We start from the raw sequence: 18,134 nt of genomic DNA, 5'->3' as shown, positions 1-18,134 counted from the left end.
CCTTGAAACGTGGCGATCCGCTCAGCGGACCGTCATCCAATCCAATCCCCTCATCCTGAGGTGCGGCGTGAGCCGCCTCGAAGGAGCCCTCCAGCCGGCCGCGCGATCCCTGGAGCCCTCTTCGAGGTCCGCTGACGCGGGCACCTCATGATGAGGGCGTGGAAGGGATCGGCGCCGATCACTTCATTCCCGGCAGCTTCGCGCCCGAGACCTGCGCGTAGAGCCGCGCCACGGAGGCGTCGTCGTCCCGGCCCATGCCGGCGCCGGACGCCATCAGGAACATCTGCAGCGCGGCCGCCGCCACCGGGACCGGATACTTCTCCGCCCGGGCCATGTCCTGCACGATGCCGAGGTCCTTGACGAAGATGTCGACGGCACTCTTCGGGCTGTAGTCGGCGTCGAGGATGTGCGGTACCCGGTTCTCGAACATCCAGGAATTGCCGGCCGATTTGGTGATCACCTCGTAGACGCGGGCAGGTCGAGGCCTTGCTTGGCCGCGAAGGCCATCGCCTCGCAGGCGGCGGCGATGTGGACCCCGGCGAGCAGTTGGTTGATCATCTTGAAGGCCGCGCCCTGGCCGGCCGCGTCGCCGAGCTCGTAGAGCGTGCCCGCCATGGCATCGAGGGCCGGCCGTGCCTTGGCGAAGGCCGCCGACGAGCCCGAGGCCAGGAACGTCAGGCCGCCGTCGGCCGCGCGGGCGGCACCGCCGCTCATTGGGGCATCGAGATAGTGGCGGCCGGTGGCCTCCAGCCGCGCCGCCAGGGTCCGGGCGATGGCCGGGTCCATGGTGGCGGAGGAGACGAACACCGCGCCCTCCGGCATCGCGGCGGCGGCGCCGTTCTCGCCGAACAGCACCGCCTCGGTCTGCGCGGCGTTGACCACCACGCTCACCACCACGTCGGCGCCCTCGGCGGCCTCAGCCGGGTTGGCGGCGCCCTGGCCGCCGGCGGCCGCGAAGCGCGCCACCGCCTCCGGGTTCACGTCGCAGGCCGCGACGGAGAAGCCGGCGCGCAGCAGCGAGCCGGCCATGCCGGAGCCCATCGAGCCCAGGCCGATCACCGCGGCGCGGTGTGTTGCGTTGGTCATCGGGGGCGGCTCCTGCATGAAGGAATGAGCGCCTCTGCATCACCGTGTGAGGCGGGGGTCGTCTCTCCACCCGAGTCGGGCTTGCCCGACCTGGGCTTCGGGATGCGGATCTCGGACAAGCCCGAGATCCGTCGGCAGAGGGGCGGAGTGAGGGGTGCGACCTCTCCGGAGAGACCTGATCCCTCACCCCAACCCTCTCCCGCATGGGAGAGGGGGTAGGTCTCGCCCGGATCGAAGGTCAGCGGTTGACCATCCGCGCCGGCGTGACGAACACGCACACGGAGCCGACCACCAGCATGACGGCCAATGCGTACATGCCGGCGGCGGTGCTGCCGGTGGCGTCGCGGAGTGCCCCGATGACGTAGGGGCTGACGAAGCCGGCGAGGTTCCCCACCGAGTTGATCAGTGCGATGCCGGCCGCCGCGCCGGCGCCGCTCAGGAAGGCGGTGGGCAGCGACCAGAACAGGGGCGAGCAGGTCAGCACGCCGGCCGCCGCCACCGAGAGCGCCGCCACCGCGATCGTGGTCGAGCCCGCATTGGCCGAGACCACGAAACCGATGGCGCCGAGCAGGGCGGGCACGATCAGGTGCCAGCGGCGCTCGCGCATCCGGTCGGCGGAGAGGCCCAGCAGGACCATCACGATCGCCGCGCACAGGAACGGGATCGCGCTGATCAGGCCGATGTTGAAATTGCCCTGCACGCCCGACGCCTTGACGATGGTCGGCATCCAGAATGTCAGGCCGTACTGGCCGGTGACGAAGGCGAAGTAGATCAGGCTCATGAACCACACGCGGCCGTTCCGGAACACGGTGGCGATCGAGTGCGGGCTCGATTCCTTGCCCTGGTTGTCGGCGGCGATGTCGCGCTCGAGGAGCTGCTTCTCGGGTTCGCTCAGCCACTTGGCCTCGGACGGGCGATTGTCGAGGTAGAAGAACACGGCGAGACCGATCAGCACCGCCGGCACCGCCTCGATCAGGAACATCCACTGCCAGCCGGACAGGCCGTGCGCGCCGTTGAGCGCATCCATGATCCAGCCCGACAGGGGATTACCGAAGATGCCCGAGATCGGGATCGCCGCCATGAACACGGCGATCACCTTGGCCCGGCGATGGGCCGGGAACCACGAGGTCGTGTAGAGGATGACGCCCGGGTAGAAGCCGGCCTCAGCCAGCCCCAACAGGAAGCGCATCCCGTAGAAGCTCCACTCGGAGTTCACGAACAGGAACGCGCCGGAGATCACCCCCCAGGTGATCATGATCCGGGCGATCCAGACCCGGGCGCCGACCCGGTGCAGGATCACGTTCGAGGGCACCTCGAACAGGAAGTAGCCGAGGAAGAAGATGCCGGCGCCGAGTCCGTAGACCGTCTCGGAGAACTTCAGCTCCTGGGACATCTGGAGCTTGGCGAACCCGACATTCACCCGGTCGAGATACGCCACCACGTAGCAGAGCATCAGGAACGGCACGAGGCGCCAGAACACCTTCGCGTAGGTGCGGTCGGCGAAAGACTTCTCGTCCGCGGGTGCGGTGGCGCCCCCCAGCGGGGCGGCTTGGACCGGCATGGGCGTTCTCCCTGGTCCGGGCTCGAGGCCCCTGGACATTGGTCTTCACCGCTCGTCGGGCGGCGCTGGGGCGGTGCCATATCGCCTTTTGGCAGCGCTGCCAATCCGGTTGTGCGAGATAATGCAGGCCGCTATGTCAGTCGTCGGCAGCCGAGAACGGTCTTCCCATCGATCCCCCTCATCTTGAGGTGCCAGAGTGCAGCGTAGGCCTCGTAAGAGGCCTCCAGAGGTCGCAGCGCTTTCTGGAGCTCTCCTTGGAGGCCCGCTTCGCGGCCACCTCAGGTTGAGGGGGATCGATGGGAGGTTCGACGGGCGTCATGGAAAAAAACCGCGTCGGGAGAGCGGGGCCATGGACGACATCCAGCCGCCGGGGCGGCTCGTCACCCTCACCGACGTCGCCCGCGCGGCGGGCGTCGGCGAGAGCACGGTCTCGCGGGTCCTGCGCAATCACGGCTCCTATTCCAAGCGCGCCGGCGAGCGGGTGGCGGAAGCCGTGGCGCGGCTCGGCTACGTGCCGAACCGTGTCGCCGGCAGCCTCGCGGGGCAGGGGGCGAACGCGCGGCTCGTCGGCGTCGTCATCCCGTCGCTCGCGAACGTGGTCTTCCCCGACCTGCTGCGCGGCCTGACCGCCGCCCTCGACGCCGAGGGCATCCCCTGCGTGATCGGGGTGAGCGACTACGATCCGGACCGCGAGGAGGCGCTCGCCGCCGCGCTCCTGTCCTGGCGCCCCGCCGCGCTGCTGCTCACCGGGCTGGAGCACAATCCCGGGACGGTGGCCCTCGCGAGGGCCGGGGGCGTGCGCGTGATCGAGATGATCGACACGGATGGCGACGGGATCGACACCGTTGTCGGCTTCTCCAACCGGGCGGTGGGCGCGGCGAGCGCCCGCCACCTCGTGGCGCGCGGCTACCGCCGTATCGCCTATCTCGGCCACGACCTGCGCGTCGATCTGCGCGCGGGCAAGCGGCTCGCCGGGTTTGAGGTCGCGCTGGGGGAGGCGGGGCTGGCGCTCCACGGCCAGGAGATCCGGACGGGCCCGTCCTCGCCGGCCTCGGGCCGCGCCGGGCTGGAGGCGCTACTGGCGCGCGTGCCCGATCTCGACGCGGTCTACTTCTCCAACGACGACATGGCGCTCGGCGGCTACTTCGCCTGCCTGTCGGCGGGGCTGGCGGTGCCGGAACGGATCGCCCTGTTCGGCTTCAACGGGCTCGACTTCGCCGCCGCGATGCCCCAGCCCCTGTCGACGGTGCGCACGCCGCGCCTGGAGATCGGCCGGCAGGCCGCCGCCTGCCTGACCGGCGAAGGCCCGAAAAAAATCGATCTCGGATTCGAGCTGATCGAGGGAGCGACCGCATGAGCGACGAGAGCCGGCTGCGCGAGGAGATCTGCCGCTACGGCCGTTCGCTGTTCGAGCGCGGCCTGACGCCGGGCTCCTCCGGCAACATCTCGCTGCGCCTGCCCGACGGCGGCTGGCTGGTGACGCCGACCAACGCGTCGCTCGGCTTCCTCGACCCGGCGCGGATCTCGCGGCTGGACGAGGCCGGCCGGCTCGTCTCGGGCGACAAGCCCACCAAGGAAATCCCGCTGCACAGCGCGCTCTACGAGAGCCGGAGCGAGGCGAAGGCCATCGTCCACCTGCACTCGACCCACGCCGTGGCGGTGTCGATGCTGCCGGAGGTCGACCCGCGGCAGGTCCTGCCACCGCTGACGCCCTACTACCTGATGCGCACCGGCGGCACGGCCCTGGTGCCCTATTACCGCCCGGGCGACCCGGCCGTGGCGGATGCGATCCGGGGCTTGGCGGGAAGTACAGCTCGGTGCTGCTCGCCAATCACGGCCCGGTGGTGGCGGGCGACAGCCTGGAGGGTGCGGTCTTCGCCACCGAGGAGTTAGAGGAGACCGCCAAGCTTTATCTGCTCCTGCGCAACCTCAACCCGCGGCAATTGAGCCCCGGACAGGTGGCCGATCTGGTGCGCCATTTCGGCCTGACCCTGCCGGAGCCGGACGATCATGCCGGGCACGATCACGGGTGAGGCGCGGACGCCAATCAGAAAGCGGAGGCACAACCCCCCAGCCTACAGCGCTCCCTCTCGCACGGCCCCCGGATCCGCCAGTGCGTGGAGGATCCGGGCGGCGCTGTGGGCGAAGCGCAGCGTCACGGCCTTGCGGCGGGCACCGCTCAGCGGATGGTCGGGCGGCTCCCGCAGGATCCCCGCACCGTAGGCGTCGGCGACGATCAGGCCGCATTCCTCCGGGATCAGCGATTCCGGGACGTCCTCGGGGATCGCGAAGAAGAATCGGTCGCAGAAGTCGCGGTAATCCGGCCATTTCCGGTCGGCGCGGAAATCCGCCACGCTCGACTTGATCTCCACGATGGTGAGCTTGCCCGCCCCGCACAGCGCGATCACGTCGGCCCGGCGCCCGTTCGCCAGGGAGAATTCCGGCAGCGTCACGCAGCCCATCTCGGAGAACAGCCGGCGCACGCCGCGCTGGATGCGCAGGGCCGTGGGCGATTGCCGCCGGTCGACGGGCAGGAGCGCCTCGGCGACCGGGGGCGCGGAATCAGGCAGGCTGAGGGAAGCGGACATCAATCAAGGGGATGCGTCTGTGCCGAATCGGGACATCCTGCCAAGTTGTGCCCGATCAGTCACCTGCGGCGCGGGATCACTCCGCGGGCCGCCACCCCCGAAACACTCATCCCAGGCAAGCCTGGATCGCGTCGAACCCGTCGGTGAGCGCGGCCGGGCCGGGTTGAAGGATCAGCGGTGCCTTGATCTCGTAGATGCGCCCGTCGCGCACCGCCGGGATCGTCGCCCAGCCGGGGCGGGACCGGATGCGCTCGATGTTGACCCGCTTCCCGCACCACGAGGCGAGGATCACCTCGGGCGCCGCCGCGATCACCTGCTCGGACGTGACGATCCGATCCTTGGCGGCCGCCTGCCGGCTCAGGTCCGGGAAGACGTCCCGGCCGCCCGCGAGGCCGATCAGGTCCGAGACCCAGCCGATGCCGGAGATCATCGGTGCGTCCCACTCCTCGAAGTACACGCGCACCGGTCGGCGCTGCCGCGCCGCCGCGGCGGCCTCCGCGAGCCGGGCCTCGAAGCCGGCCGCCAGGATCTCGGCCCGCTCGGCCACGCCGACAAGGGCGCCGAGGGTGCGGATCATCGCGAGGCAGCCCGCCACGTCGCGCTGGTTGAACAGGTGGACCGCCACGCCCGCCCGGGCGAGGTCGGCGACGATGTCGGCCTGGAGGTCCGAGAAGGCCAGGACGAGATCCGGCGCCAGGGCCAGGATCTTCGGGATGTCGGCGCTGGTGAAGGCCGAGACGCGGGGCTTCTCCTTCCGGACCCGGGGCGGACGCACGGCGTAGCCCGAGACGCCGACGATCCTTTCCTCCTCGCCGAGCAGGTACAGGGTCTCGACGGTCTCCTCGGTGAGGCAGACGATCCGCTCGGGCGGGAAGCGGCGCATCAGCGGTCCAGCCAGGTCAGCAACCCGGCGCCCGGCGCCAGCAGCACGAAGGCCCAGACCAGAGCGGAGGCGACGTTGGCCAGCTGGAACGGCAGCCGCGCCAGGCCGAGGATCCCGGCAAAGAGCGGGACCAGGGCCCGGGCCGGCCCGAAGAACCGTCCGAGAGCCACCGCGGCGATGCCCCAGCGCCCGATGAAGGCCTCGGCCTTGGCCATCAGCTCGGGATAGCGCCGCAGCGGCCACTTGGTCTTGGCCCCCGGGCCGAGCCATCGCCCCGCCTCGTAGGAGATCCAGTCGCCCAGGGCGGCCCCGAGGGCGGCCCCGAGGACCACTGGCCAGAGCGGGATGTCGGCGCCGCCCACCAGCGCGCCGATTCCGATGAGGATCACGGTCGCCGGCACGAACAGCGACAGGACCGCGATCGATTCGCAGAAGGCGAGGCCACCCGCGATCAGCGGTGTCCAGGCCTTGTGCGCCTCGACGAAGGCGAGGGTCGCGGTGCGCAGGGCTTCGAGATCCATGGGGCTCAGCGTCTGACCGGGGAATCGCCCCCATCTGAGGCGCGCGGGGGAGGGCGGCAAGGGACAGGGGTGCGGGCGGGGCGGGAACCGGCTAACCCTAGCGCGGCCAAGAGCGAGTCGCGCGTTGAACGTCCTGTCGATCCAGTCCCACGTCGCCTACGGCCATGTCGGCAACGCCTCGGCGGTGTTCCCGATGCAGCGGCTCGGAGTCGAGGTCTGGCCGGTGCACACGGTGCAGTTCTCCAATCACACCGGCTACGGCGCGTGGCGCGGCCCGGTCTTCGACGCGGCGATGATCCGCGACGTGGTACGAAGCGGCATCGGCGAGCGCGGCGTGCTCGGAACCTGCGACGCGGTGCTGTCGGGCTATATGGGCTCGCCCGAGATCGGGGCCGCGATCCTGGAGGCGGTGGCCGCCGTGCGGGCGGCGAATCCCGCGGCGCTCTACTGCTGCGACCCGGTGATCGGCGACGTGGAGGAAGGCGTCTACGTGCGGCCCGGCATCGAGGCGTTCTTGCGCGAGCGCGCGGTGCCGCAGGCCGACATCCTCACCCCCAACCAGTTCGAGCTGGGCCTCCTCACCGGCCTGCCGAGCCGGACGCTCGCCGAGGCCGGAGCCGCGATCGCCGCTCTCCAGGCGTCCGGGCCCCGCGTGGTGCTGGTGACCTCGGCGCTCTGCGCCGACACGCCGCCGGACAGGATCGACTTGCTCGCCGGCGCGGAGGGGCAGCTCTTCCGGGTGCGCACCCCGCGCCTCGCGATCGCGGTCAACGGCGCCGGCGACTGCATCGCGGCCCTGTTCCTGGTCCACTACGCCCGCACCGGTTCGGCCGCCGCGGCGCTCGGCGCGGCGGCGGCCTCGGTCTACGGGCTCCTGAAGCGGACCGCCGAGGCGGGGTCCCGGGAGATCCTGACCGTGGCCGCGCAGGACGAGTACGTGAATCCGAGCGAGACCTTCACGGTCGAGGCGGTCTGAGACACGGCCCGGCCGCGCCCGATGCGGCCAGGCCGGCACAGCGAGAGCAGGAAGGTCCGACACGATGGCGCGCCGCTTCGTCACCCTGGACGTGTTCACCGAGCAGCGGCTCGCGGGCAACCCGCTCGCGGTGGTGCTCGAGTCCGAGGGGCTCGACGACGCGGCCATGCAGGCCATCGCGCGGGAGTTCAATCTGTCCGAGACGGTGTTCGTGCTGCCGCCCGCGGAGGCCCGGCACCGGGCGCGTCTACGCATCTTCACCCCGGGTCGGGAACTGCCGTTTGCCGGCCACCCGACGGTCGGCGCCGCGGTGCTGCTGGCGCTGCAGCATCCCGCCCGGGGCGATGCCCGTGCCTTCGGCCTGGAGGAGGGCATCGGGATCATCCCCTGCGTGGTCGAGACCCTGGCCGACGGCACGGGCGGCCGGGCGCGGTTCCGGCTGCCGACCCTGCCGGAGTTCCTCGGCCCCGGTCCCGAGCCCGAAATTCTGGCGCCGCTCCTCGGCCTGACCGCCGGGGACATCGGCACCGGCCGGCACGTGCCGAGCCGCCACGGGGTCGGCCCGAGCTTCACCTGCGTGCCGGTCGCCTCGGTGGCGGCCGTCGACGCCGCCCGGCCGGCCCAGGCGCCGGATCCGGCGGACGGGCTCTACCTCTACACGCCCGATCCCGAGGGGACCGGCCAGAGCTGGCGGGTGCGGATGTTCGCGCCGAATTTCGGCGTCCCGGAGGACCCCGCCACCGGGGCGGCGGCCTCCGCCTTCGCGGGAGTCCTGATGCAGTTCGAGACCCTGGGGGAGGGCACGCACGACGTGGCGATCCGCCAGGGACAGGCGATGGGCCGGCCGAGCACGATCGCGCTCCAGCTCACCATCGCGGCGGGTGCCCTGCGGGGCGTCGAGATCGGCGGCGCGGCCGTGATCGTCTCGGACGGCGCCCTGCATGTCTGAGGGCTTCCGCATCACGCGCCTGACCGGTGTCACGGCGCGGATCGTGACCTACGACTGGGCCTTTCCCCGCGAGAATGCCGCCGCGATCGCGGCGCATTGGCAGGACCGGATCCGGCGGAGCCCCGGATTGTTCGACGGCACCGTCCTCCTGAGCTGCGCCCACAGCGTCGCGGACGGGACCGCCCGGGTCGATCTGTTCGCCGTCCGTTATTCTACCTTCACGGCATACCGGAACTTCAGGGTCGCGGACCCGCAGGTCGCCAACGCCTTCGCGGCGATCGTGCCCTGGACGGCGGACGGCGCGGTCCTCCTCGGCGAGATGGGCGCCCACACGGCCAATGCCGGCCAGCTCTACTTCCCGTGCGGCACGCCGGACCCGGACGACATGCGGGGCAACCGCGTCGACCTCGCCGGCAGCGCCGCCCGGGAACTCGCCGAGGAGACCGGCCTGGCGCTGCCCGAGGGCGCCGCCACCGAGTGGGTGCTGCTGGACGGGGAGGGCCAGCTCGCCTTCCTGCGTCCGGTGCGCTTCCCGGATTCGGCCGCGGCGCTCGACGCGCGCATCGGGGCCCATCTCCGCGGCGAGGCCGAGCCGGAACTCGCCCGCCTGCACAGCGCGCGGAGCACCGCGGATATCGACGCCGCGCGGATGCCGGGCTTCGTGCGCGCCTATCTCGCAGACGCGTTCGGGTCCCGATCCTGACGCGCAACCGCGCCGGGCCCGGCGCGGTTGCGCCGACATGATCCGCTGGCACCTGCGGGGAGAGACCTAGATCGTCTCGTGCACGTCGGCTCGACGCGATGTTCTTGTACGATGCGCGTGCAATACAGAATCCCATTTCATTGATCGCCGCTGGCGCAACCATAAACTCGGCCGTCCCGAAGGGCTCGCGCGTCGCGGGCCGCAGACGGCGACAGGCTTCATGCGCACCGGATCTCACGCTCGTCCCGCCGGCCGCCGGCTCGCGGCCGTCCTGCTGGCCGCCGCCGTCACCGTGGCCTCGGCGGCGGCATCGCTCGCGGCCGACACGGTCGTCCTGCGCGTCGGCGATCAGAAGGGCGGGAACCGGTCGCTCCTGGAGATCGCCGGCGCCGCGAAGGATCTGCCCTACCGGATCGAGTGGTCGGAATTCCCGGCCGCGGCACCGATCCTGGAGGCGCTCAACGCCGGCGCCCTCGACGTCGGCTATACCGGCGACCTCTCCTTTCTCACGGTCTACGCGGCCGGGGCGCCGATCAAGGCGATCGGCGGCACCAAGTCGGATCCCCGGACCCAGGCGATCCTGGTCCGCGCGGATTCCCCGATCCGCTCGGCCGCCGATCTCAAGGGCAAGCGGCTCGCCGGCACCCGCGGCGGCTGGGGCCAGTTCCTGATCCGCGCGACCCTGGAGAAGGCCGGGATTGCGCCGTCCGAGGCCATCTTCGCACCGCTCAACCCGGTCGACGCCAAGGTCGCGCTGATGGCCGGCTCGGTGGATGCCTGGGCGGTCTGGGACCCCTACGTTTCGTTCGCGACACTCAAGGACAAGGCCCGCCCGATCGCCGACGGCGCGGACCTGACGCCGACCATCACGTTCATCGTCGCGTCGGACAGCGCCATCGCCACCAAGCGCGCCGCCCTGCAGGACTTCCTGCTCCGCCTGAACAAGGCGCGGCTGTGGTCGCTGGACCACCTCGATGCCTATGCCCGGAACACGGCCGAGCTGACCAAGCTGCCCGAGGACGTCCTGCGCGCGGCCTACACGGCGCAGCGGACCAGCCCGGTCGCGATCGACGACGCCGTCGTGAAGGAGGTCCAGGAGGCCTCGGACCGGGCGACCCGGTACGGCATCCTGTCGAAAACGCTCGATGTTGGCCGGGCCGTCGACCGCAGCTTCACGGCCGCGGCCTCGAACTGAGGCGCGGGCGTGCGGCGCCCGTGATTTTTGCGGCAGCGCGGGAGCTTCGCTGTTTTCGGCACGTTCACCAGAGGCTCCCCGCAACGGCACGTGGCCGGGCGGGTCGCGTTCCGGAGTGTTCATGTCCGATTCCCGTCGTCCCGCATCGCAGGCCCGCGCGACCCGCTCGCGCATCCAGGAAGGCCAACCCTATCCCCTCGGCGCGACCTGGGACGGGCTCGGCGTTAACTTCGCGCTGTTCTCCGCCCACGCCACCAAGGTCGAGCTCTGCCTGTTCGACGACCAGGGCGAGCAGGAGATCGAGCGGATCGAGCTGCCCGAGTACACCGACGAGATCTGGCACGGCTACCTGCCCGATGCCCGGCCCGGCACGATCTACGGCTACCGGGTCCACGGCCCCTACGAGCCGAAGGCCGGCCACCGGTTCAACCCCAACAAGCTGCTGATCGACCCCTACGCCAAGGGGCTCGTCGGCTCGATCACCTGGAACCCGGCCCTGTTCGGCTACCAGATGGAATCGGGTGACGACCTGACCTTCGACGAGCGCGACAGCGCCCCCTACACCCGCCGCTCGCGGGTGATCGACCCGGCCTTCACCTGGGGGCGGCACCAGAAGCCGCTGATCCCGTGGGAGAAGACGATCGTCTACGAGACCCACGTGAAGGGCATGACCAAGCTCGACCCGCGGGTGCCCGAGAAGCTGCGCGGCACCTATGCCGGCCTCGGCACCCGGGACGTGCTCGACTACATCAAGAGCCTCGGCGTCACCTCGGTGGAGCTGCTGCCGGTCCACGCCTTCGTGCAGGACGATTACCTCGAGCAGAAGGGTCTGGTGAATTACTGGGGCTACAACACGATCTCGTTCTTCACCCCCGCCCGGCGCTACGCGGCGGTGCCGGACTTCGCCTTCTCCGAGTTCAAGGAGATGGTCTCGCGCTTCCACGGCGCCGGTCTCGAGGTGATCCTCGACGTGGTCTACAATCACACCGCCGAGGGCAACGAGAAGGGGCCGACTCTGTCGTTCAAGGGGATCGACAATGCCTCCTACTACCGGCTGATGCCCAACGAGCCGCGCTACTACATCAACGACACCGGCACCGGGAACACCTTCAACCTGTCGCATCCGCGGGTGCTGCAGCTCGTCACCGATTCGCTGCGCTACTGGGCGCAGGAGATGCAGGTGGACGGCTTCCGCTTCGACCTCGCCACGATCCTGGGCCGCGAGCCCTACGGGTTCGACGAGGGCGGCGGCTTCCTCGACACCTGCCGGCAGGATCCGGTCCTGAATTCGGTGAAGCTGATCGCCGAGCCGTGGGATTGCGGCCCGGGCGGCTACCAGGTCGGCGGCTTCCCGCCGGGCTGGGCCGAGTGGAACGACCGGTTCCGCGACGACGTCCGAGCCTACTGGAAGGGCGATGCCGGCCTGCTTCCGGACCTCGCCGCGCGCATCGCCGGCTCGGCCGACAAGTTCAACAAGCGTGGGCGCAAGCCCTGGGCCTCGGTGAACTTCCTCACCGCCCATGACGGCTTCACCTTGCACGACACGGTCTCGTACAACGACAAGCACAACGAGGCGAACGGCGAGGGCAACCGCGACGGCCACTCGCACAACCTCTCGTACAATTACGGCGTCGAGGGTCCGACCGACGACCCGGAGATCCGGGCGGTGCGCCTGCGCCAGATGCGCAACATGCTGGCGACCCTGTTCCTGTCCCGCGGCACGCCGATGCTGCTCGCCGGCGACGAGTTCGCCCGGACCCAGCAGGGCAACAACAACGCCTATTGCCAGGACAACGAGGTCTCCTGGCTGGACTGGGGTGCGATCGGGGAGGAGGAGCAGGACCTCGCCGAGTTCACCCAGCGCCTGATCATCCTGCGCAACGCCCTGCCGATCCTGAGCCGCGGACGGTTCCTCACCGGGCAGTACGACGAGGAGTTCGGCGTCAAGGACGTGGCGTGGCTGCGCCCGGACGGGAGTGAGATGACGCCCGAAAATTGGACCGACGGCGGCGCCCGCGCCTTCGCGGTTCAGCTCGACGGCCGCGCCCAGGCCACCGGCCTGCACCGCCGCGGCGGCGACGCGACCCTGCTGATCATGTTCAACGCCCACCACGACCTCGTGACGTTCACGCTGCCCGAATCCGTGGGCGGCGTTGCCTGGACGCGACTCCTCGACACCAACCTGCCCGACAGCCAGGACGTGGAGAGCTTCAAGTTCGGCATCGGCTACGACGTGACCGGGCGCTCGCTGCTGATGTTCGTGCTGAAGCCCGAGGACAGCCCCGGCGACGGCGACAACGCCATGGAGCGCTCGTACCAGCACGTGATGCAGGCCTTCGAGCGGGCGAACGTGGAGCATGTCCGGTTCCACCTCGACGCGGAAGGCTGAAACCCGCGGCCGGGCGGTTTTCGCACCGCCCGGCCGTCTCCGCCTTGCGCACGGCGGCGCACCCGGCTAACAGCACGGCACCGCGCGGCCCTGGCTGCGCCCGGCGCCCCGCTTGTGCGCCCGGGTGCCCGGTCCGCGGACGGAGGGGTGGCCGAGTGGTTGAAGGCGCACGCCTGGAAAGTGTGTATACCGGAAACGGTATCGCGGGTTCGAATCCCGCTCCCTCCGCCAATTGCCTATAAACCACTGTCAATAAACGGTTTTTAGCTCTCGCTTCGAACCCACTTGGTGACACAGTGTCATCGTGGCCGTTGAGGAGAGAGGTCAGCGGTGCGCCGCCCGGAGTACCTGCAACGTCGTCGCGGGCGCTGGTACGTGCGGCTCAGGGTCCCCGCCCACCTTGTCGCGACAGTCGGCCAGCAGCATCTCGTCAGGGCTCTCGACACGGACAGCGAGACTGCTGCCCGCGAGCGACGGTGGCTCGCGCTGGCGCTGTTGTGGGACTGGATCGGTGCGCAGACCGTCTCGGACGGTTGGGAGCCCGCCTGGGCGGCTGAACTGACCGGTTCAGGACGGTCCCGTGACGATGCCGGGCGAGAGTGCCCCGACCCTACTCCTCATCCTCCTCCCAAGAGGCGATCCCGAAAGGGTAGCCAGGACCATGCTCCCCAAGGTGTCTCATCGCGCCAGACCACGATCCTCACGACGATGGAGCGCTGGTTGAAGGAGATCGAAGGGGTGCAGACGAAGCAGTCGAGAATGCAGCACGCCTTGGCGGTGCGGGAGTTCGCTCGAACACAGCCGCCAAATTGTTCTGTTCGTAGGGTAGATCGACGTGTCGCAGGCGACTTCGTTGGCGAGGTTCTGCTGCGGAGTGGAGCATCTCAGAAAACCATCAATCGGAAAATCGCCTCGCTTTCTTCCATGTGGCAGTGGCTCACCAAGCGTGGCTTTGTCGGTAACAACCCGTGGCGAGGCCAGGGTAGCTTTGCAAAGCCCTCGAAGCAGGGATCGGCTAAGCGCGCCTACACTGCTGACGAGCTTGTTGCGCTGCTCAGGGCAGACCCTGTCGAAATCATGGGCCAACGGTATGGGGCGGTGCTGTTCGACCTCATGCGGATCGGCCTACTGACTGGCTGCCGCATAGGTGAGCTTTGCCAACTACGTACTGCCGACGTGATTGCTGACGAGCGGGCGTTCCGCATTTCACATGGGAAGACGGAGAACGCCCGGCGCATCGTACCAGTTCATGAACTGGCGTGGCCGATCATGCAGCGGCGATTAGCAAGCTCATCTGATGGTTGGGTGTTCTCGGGCCTCACCCCCGCAGGGCCGGACGGGAAACGAAGCTGGATCGTGGTGAAGCGATTTGCGACCTTCCGACAGAAGGTGCTTGGACCGAGCAAGCAGGTCGATTTTCATAGCTTCCGGCGGTCCTTCGCGACCTATCTTGAACGGGCCTCTACCCACACAACGGCGGTCAACAGCAGCGTCATCGCTGAGCTTATGGGGCATGCCAAGCCGACGCTCGCCCTCGCCGTTTACTCTTCAGGGCTTGTGCCTGAGCAACTCCGCGCCGCCATCGACGCTCTTGATCGTGTGATCGAGCCTCCTGTGAAAAAGCACCTTCAAACCCTGACGCTTGGTGCCTGCACGCTAAGTCGGCCAGGAGCGGAGGCCGGACCCTAGCGTAACAGGCAGTCTACCCTACTGCTTCGGGCTGCCGCGGACGGAGATGGAGATAGGCGGGATCGAAGCCGCAGAACTCCTTCAGCCGATCCACGTCCGGGATGGTGAGCCGCCGCCGTTCCAGCACGATCAGACCCGCTTCCCGCAGCGCTTGTAGGGTGCGGTTAACATGCACGCTCGTCATGCCGAGCACGTCGGCAAGGTCGTTCTGGCGCAACGGCATTGGATAGCTGTTGGCATCCGCCGCGCCGACGCTCTGAAGCCGGAGCAACAACTCGCAGAAGATGTGCGCCAGCCCCTCGGCCGCCTCGCGTTGACCGATGTTGGTGAGCCACTCGCGTAAGGTGCCCTCATCCACAAGCGTCGCCCACCACATCGCGCGGTTGATGCGGGGGTGGCGCTCCGTCAGATCAAGGATCGTCTCACGTGGGATCACCGCCAGCGTGCAGGGGGTAAGTGCGCCGATGGAATGGTCCATCTCGCCCAGGATCGCCACGTGCAGGTCGCAAAAGTCACCCGGCACCAGCACGGCCACGATCTGGCGTCCACCGTTCCGCATCACCTTGTAACGGAAGGCGACGCCATCGAGCACGAGATGTACGTTGTTGGGTCGGTCGCCTTGTCGGATGATGTCCCGCCCAGCCGCAATGGGCTGAGTGGACTTACACACCTGCTCCAGCACCGCTCGGTCTCGGTCGGTGAAGTCAACGACAGCTTCCAGCTTGCGGATCAGCGGATTGGACATGGCGTTCCCCGCCGCGTCGCAGATCGGCTTACTGTCAGCGCAGCAGCCACAACCCGGCATAGTTTAACGTCCCAGAGTAGACCGGGTGCCCGTCCTCGTCGGTGACCAGCACGGTGAAGGTCTGACGGTCGCCATCTCTGGGGATTTCCTCGCGGGCGATCTCGGGCAGCGTGCGCAGGGCCTGCTGGCGCACCGCGTCGAGGTCGGCGCACTCGGTGCCGGTGTCATCCCGCTTGGGGCCACCGTTGTGGATGTCGAAGAAGTAGCGCGGCACGCTGGCGCTCCGGTCACGAGCCGGGAGCACGCAGGTCTCGCAGTCGCTGACGGCTCGGGTAGGAGCCAGCGATGGATATACCTACTCGGCACGGACCTCGGCCGCACTGACTTAGGTGACAATGGGCAGCGACCGATAGGTTAACGATAGGACGCGGTCCTTTTGGGCCATTAGGGCTGGGAAGGTCCGAGAAGCGTTGGGAGCGGTTGCTGGCGGCAGGTGCCCAATGTCAGAGGCGGCTTACCAGAGGCAGGTTCCAAAATGCTGCACCCCTTCGATCTCCTTCAACCAGCGCTCCATCGTCGTGAGGATCGTGGTCTGGCGCGATGAGACACCTTGGGGAGCATGGTCCTGGCTACCCTTTCGGGATCGCCTCTTGGGAGGAGGATGAGGAGTAGGGTCGGGGCACTCTCGCCCGGCATCGTCACGGGACCGTCCTGAACCGGTCAGTTCAGCCGCCCAGGCGGGCTCCCAACCGTCCGAGACGGTCTGCGCACCGATCCAGTCCCACAACAGCGCCAGCGCGAGCCACCGTCGCTCGCGGGCAGCAGTCTCGCTGTCCGTGTCGAGAGCCCTGACGAGATGCTGCTGGCCGACTGTCGCGACAAGGTGGGCGGGGACCCTGAGCCGCACGTACCAGCGCCCGCGACGACGTTGCAGGTACTCCGGGCGGCGCACCGCTGACCTCTCTCCTCAACGGCCACGATGACACTGTGTCACCAAGTGGGTTCGAAGCGAGAGCTAAAAACCGTTTATTGACAGTGGTTTATAGGCAATTGGCGGAGGGAGCGGGATTCGCCCCAGCCACCGATTTCTACCGCACGATCAATAGTCTCGCTTCCTTGCTCAAGGGGTAACACCGTGGGACCTCGCGTCAAGCGAGGCTCCATGGTCCCGACCTTCGGTCGTCAGCGCCCGGCAGTCGTCGCGGGGCTCACATCGGATCCGCAGCCACCCGCCTCCGGCTCAGGGTAGGAGACGGGCGCCCCGACCTCGACGACAGGCGACGCACACGTCTCGGCTTCGAGGTCCTCCAGCAGCACCAGTTCCGGTGCCTGCCCGGTGAGGTTGATCAACGCCACCTCGTGCCCGGCGACGTAGCTTTGGAGGTAGCGCAGGTCCTTCTCCTGCTCGCCGAGGCGGGCACGGATCCGCTCGTTCTCGGCATCTTGATGATCGATCAGGGCGTTCACGCTGGCGATCAACACGTCGTCGATGTGGATCTTCCGCTCACGCATCTCCGTGCGCAGGCGCATCAGGTGCTGGGCGAGTTCCTCCTCGGTGCGGGCGCGCTTGGCGTTCTGCTCCTCCAGGAACTCAACCTTGAGCGACAGCGCCTCGACCATGGTCATGGCCTTGCGCAGGGCTGCGACGAGCTTGGCGGGATCGATATCGGCCATCACGCGTCCTCCGTCCCGGCGACGAGGCCGTGCGGGTCGTAGAGCGCGTGCCGCTTGGGCGCGTTCGCCTTTTTGGACCGGGTGTTGGCGTAGAACGGGCCGATCTCGATGACCTCGGCGTCAAGGTGCAGGCGCGCCTCCATCCCTTCCTCGCCCGCCACGACGAGCAGGAACTGGCCGTGGAAGTAGTGGTTGCCGGGCGGCGAGCCGATGTGGCCCATCTTGGCCCACAGCGCCTCCGGCTCGTCGCGCATCCAGGCCGCGGCGGCGTCGGCAGCCTCGCGGTAGGGCGCGAGCCCGGTCTCCGGGATCCGGCCCGCGGCGTGCTCCTGCTCGGCCCAGGCCACAACCTTCTTCGGGTCGATGAGCTCGACGAGCCGGTGCCAGTGCGGGGTGCGCTGGTTCAAGGGCATGCCGTCGCCGAGGTAGACCCGCAACTTGATGGTATGCTGGGTGTTGCCCTTGCCGGGGTTCGGCCCGTTGTCGAAGAACTGCGCCCGCATGGCGCGGACCCGACCCAGCGGCGGGAACCGGGTGAACCAGGGCTTGCTGTCCTTCCTCGGCTTCTTCCCGGCAGGCCGCGGCGCGGACGCGCGGGACAGAGTAAGAGGAGCGTCCGCCTCAGGCAGAGTGGGGGCGAGGACATGAGGGGAACGGTGGGCTCGCTGCCGATGAAGGCGTCGAGCCAGTCGGAGTCACGCATTGGGGGGAAAACCTCTTGAAGCAATAGGTAGACTTTACCAGCCCCCTGGAGGCCGCCTCAATATTATTCGATCCTCATGAATGGGAAGCGCTCCTGATCGGCAGCCATTCTCATTGAACATCTTGATCAAGTTCAGGTGCAAGGAAGAATATTGTTCAATGAGAAACAGGGCTGCTGCCCCTCGTCTCGGAAGAAAACGGAGTGACACCGCTCGACGCGCTTCACTCGTCTCGCAAGAGAAAAATCGACGACCGCCGTGCTGCGCCCGTCGCCCGCCAAATGAACTCGACGGGGAACGCCTCGTGCTCCTCGCCTCTGGCTCGTCGCCTCGGGATCAACACCCGGATCCGCAGGAGCGGATCGGCCACCGGATGCCACCTGCGAACCAGTACCGCCATCGACCGAGGCGCCCTATCACCCAGGGCCAATTAAGCGAGCCCCGATGCCCGAACCGCGCCGCCACGATACCACC

At 68.7% G+C, this 18,134-nt stretch carries 16 protein-coding genes, 1 tRNA gene and 3 pseudogenes; 10 read left to right on the top strand and 10 right to left on the bottom strand.

Annotation, left to right across the window (positions count from 1 at the left end):
• Positions 1–178 precede the first annotated feature (178 nt).
• A pseudogene (ltnD, locus tag M6G65_RS10450) lies at positions 179–1,086 on the bottom strand (L-threonate dehydrogenase).
• A 238-nt stretch (positions 1,087–1,324) separates the two neighbouring features.
• A complete protein-coding gene (locus M6G65_RS10445) occupies positions 1,325–2,647 on the bottom strand; it encodes an MFS transporter (protein WP_238196611.1) in 1,323 nt (440 codons plus the stop codon).
• Between the two features lie 349 nt (positions 2,648–2,996).
• On the opposite strand from M6G65_RS10445, the gene M6G65_RS10440 reads away from it, so the two are divergent.
• Together M6G65_RS10440 and otnC are read left to right on the top strand one after the other, a co-directional pair.
• Positions 2,997–4,004 carry a LacI family DNA-binding transcriptional regulator gene (locus M6G65_RS10440; RefSeq protein ID WP_238196610.1) on the top strand — a complete coding sequence of 336 codons (1,008 nt, stop codon included), beginning with the start codon at positions 2,997–2,999 and terminating at the stop codon, positions 4,002–4,004.
• Positions 4,001–4,680 (top strand): annotated as a pseudogene (otnC, locus tag M6G65_RS10435) (3-oxo-tetronate 4-phosphate decarboxylase). Before M6G65_RS10440 ends, otnC begins: the two are co-directional and overlap by 4 nt.
• Before the next feature lie 42 nt (positions 4,681–4,722).
• Here otnC and M6G65_RS10430 read toward each other — a convergent pair.
• From M6G65_RS10430 to M6G65_RS10420, 3 genes are all read right to left on the bottom strand, one after another.
• Positions 4,723–5,235 (bottom strand): MmcB family DNA repair protein, encoded by a 513-nt coding sequence (locus M6G65_RS10430; protein WP_238196608.1) that lies wholly within the window; start codon positions 5,233–5,235, stop codon positions 4,723–4,725.
• A 106-nt stretch (positions 5,236–5,341) separates the two neighbouring features.
• On the bottom strand, positions 5,342–6,118 hold the full coding sequence (locus tag M6G65_RS10425) for a cobalamin-binding protein (RefSeq protein WP_238196607.1): 777 nt from the start codon (positions 6,116–6,118) through the stop codon (positions 5,342–5,344).
• Positions 6,118–6,639 (bottom strand): DedA family protein, encoded by a 522-nt coding sequence (locus M6G65_RS10420; RefSeq protein WP_238196606.1) that lies wholly within the window; start codon positions 6,637–6,639, stop codon positions 6,118–6,120. The genes M6G65_RS10425 and M6G65_RS10420 overlap by 1 nt, the downstream gene beginning before the upstream one ends.
• 124 nt (positions 6,640–6,763) lie before the next feature.
• On the opposite strand from M6G65_RS10420, the gene pdxY reads away from it, so the two are divergent.
• The 8 genes and pseudogenes from pdxY (at position 6,764) to M6G65_RS10385 (ending at position 14,540) form a co-directional block, all read left to right on the top strand.
• Entirely contained in the window at positions 6,764–7,615 is an 852-nt protein-coding gene (gene pdxY, locus M6G65_RS10415; protein WP_250103902.1) for a pyridoxal kinase PdxY, read from the top strand.
• A gap of 64 nt (positions 7,616–7,679) precedes the next feature.
• Positions 7,680–8,564 (top strand): PhzF family phenazine biosynthesis protein, encoded by an 885-nt coding sequence (locus M6G65_RS10410; protein WP_238196604.1) that lies wholly within the window; start codon positions 7,680–7,682, stop codon positions 8,562–8,564.
• A complete protein-coding gene (locus tag M6G65_RS10405; RefSeq protein WP_238196603.1) occupies positions 8,557–9,267 on the top strand; it encodes an NUDIX hydrolase in 711 nt (236 codons plus the stop codon). The genes M6G65_RS10410 and M6G65_RS10405 overlap by 8 nt, the downstream gene beginning before the upstream one ends.
• 220 nt (positions 9,268–9,487) lie before the next feature.
• Positions 9,488–10,462, top strand: coding sequence for an ABC transporter substrate-binding protein (locus M6G65_RS10400; protein WP_238196602.1), 975 nt, complete (start codon positions 9,488–9,490; stop codon positions 10,460–10,462).
• Between the two features lie 121 nt (positions 10,463–10,583).
• Positions 10,584–12,851, top strand: coding sequence for a glycogen debranching protein GlgX (gene glgX, locus M6G65_RS10395; RefSeq protein ID WP_238196601.1), 2,268 nt, complete (start codon positions 10,584–10,586; stop codon positions 12,849–12,851).
• Between the two features lie 141 nt (positions 12,852–12,992).
• A tRNA-Ser gene (locus M6G65_RS10390) sits at positions 12,993–13,082 on the top strand.
• 99 nt (positions 13,083–13,181) lie between these two features.
• Positions 13,182–13,280 (top strand): annotated as a pseudogene (locus tag M6G65_RS33970) (DUF6538 domain-containing protein); the annotation flags it as partial.
• Positions 13,281–13,571: 291 nt separating this feature from the next.
• Positions 13,572–14,540, top strand: coding sequence for a tyrosine-type recombinase/integrase (locus M6G65_RS10385; RefSeq protein WP_250103901.1), 969 nt, complete (start codon positions 13,572–13,574; stop codon positions 14,538–14,540).
• Between the two features lie 13 nt (positions 14,541–14,553).
• Here the strand turns inward: M6G65_RS10385 and M6G65_RS10380 are convergent, their stop codons facing one another.
• From M6G65_RS10380 to M6G65_RS10365, 5 genes are all read right to left on the bottom strand, one after another.
• Positions 14,554–15,285 carry a Crp/Fnr family transcriptional regulator gene (locus tag M6G65_RS10380; RefSeq protein ID WP_238200348.1) on the bottom strand — a complete coding sequence of 244 codons (732 nt, stop codon included), beginning with the start codon at positions 15,283–15,285 and terminating at the stop codon, positions 14,554–14,556.
• Between the two features lie 34 nt (positions 15,286–15,319).
• Positions 15,320–15,559, bottom strand: a complete 240-nt coding sequence (locus M6G65_RS10375) for a DUF6894 family protein (protein ID WP_238200350.1) — start codon at positions 15,557–15,559, stop codon at positions 15,320–15,322.
• A gap of 240 nt (positions 15,560–15,799) precedes the next feature.
• On the bottom strand, positions 15,800–16,192 hold the full coding sequence (locus tag M6G65_RS33965; protein ID WP_430929569.1) for a hypothetical protein: 393 nt from the start codon (positions 16,190–16,192) through the stop codon (positions 15,800–15,802).
• A gap of 275 nt (positions 16,193–16,467) precedes the next feature.
• On the bottom strand, positions 16,468–16,959 hold the full coding sequence (locus M6G65_RS10370; RefSeq protein ID WP_238200313.1) for a hypothetical protein: 492 nt from the start codon (positions 16,957–16,959) through the stop codon (positions 16,468–16,470).
• A complete protein-coding gene (locus tag M6G65_RS10365) occupies positions 16,959–17,462 on the bottom strand; it encodes a hypothetical protein (RefSeq protein ID WP_250103900.1) in 504 nt (167 codons plus the stop codon). The genes M6G65_RS10370 and M6G65_RS10365 overlap by 1 nt, the downstream gene beginning before the upstream one ends.
• Positions 17,463–18,134 lie beyond the last annotated feature (672 nt).

The sequence above is a fragment of the Methylobacterium tardum genome, from assembly GCF_023546765.1.
Taxonomy (GTDB): domain Bacteria; phylum Pseudomonadota; class Alphaproteobacteria; order Rhizobiales; family Beijerinckiaceae; genus Methylobacterium; species Methylobacterium tardum.
Note: the sequence above shows the minus strand (reverse complement) of the source record. Positions and strands in the feature narration are given on the sequence as shown.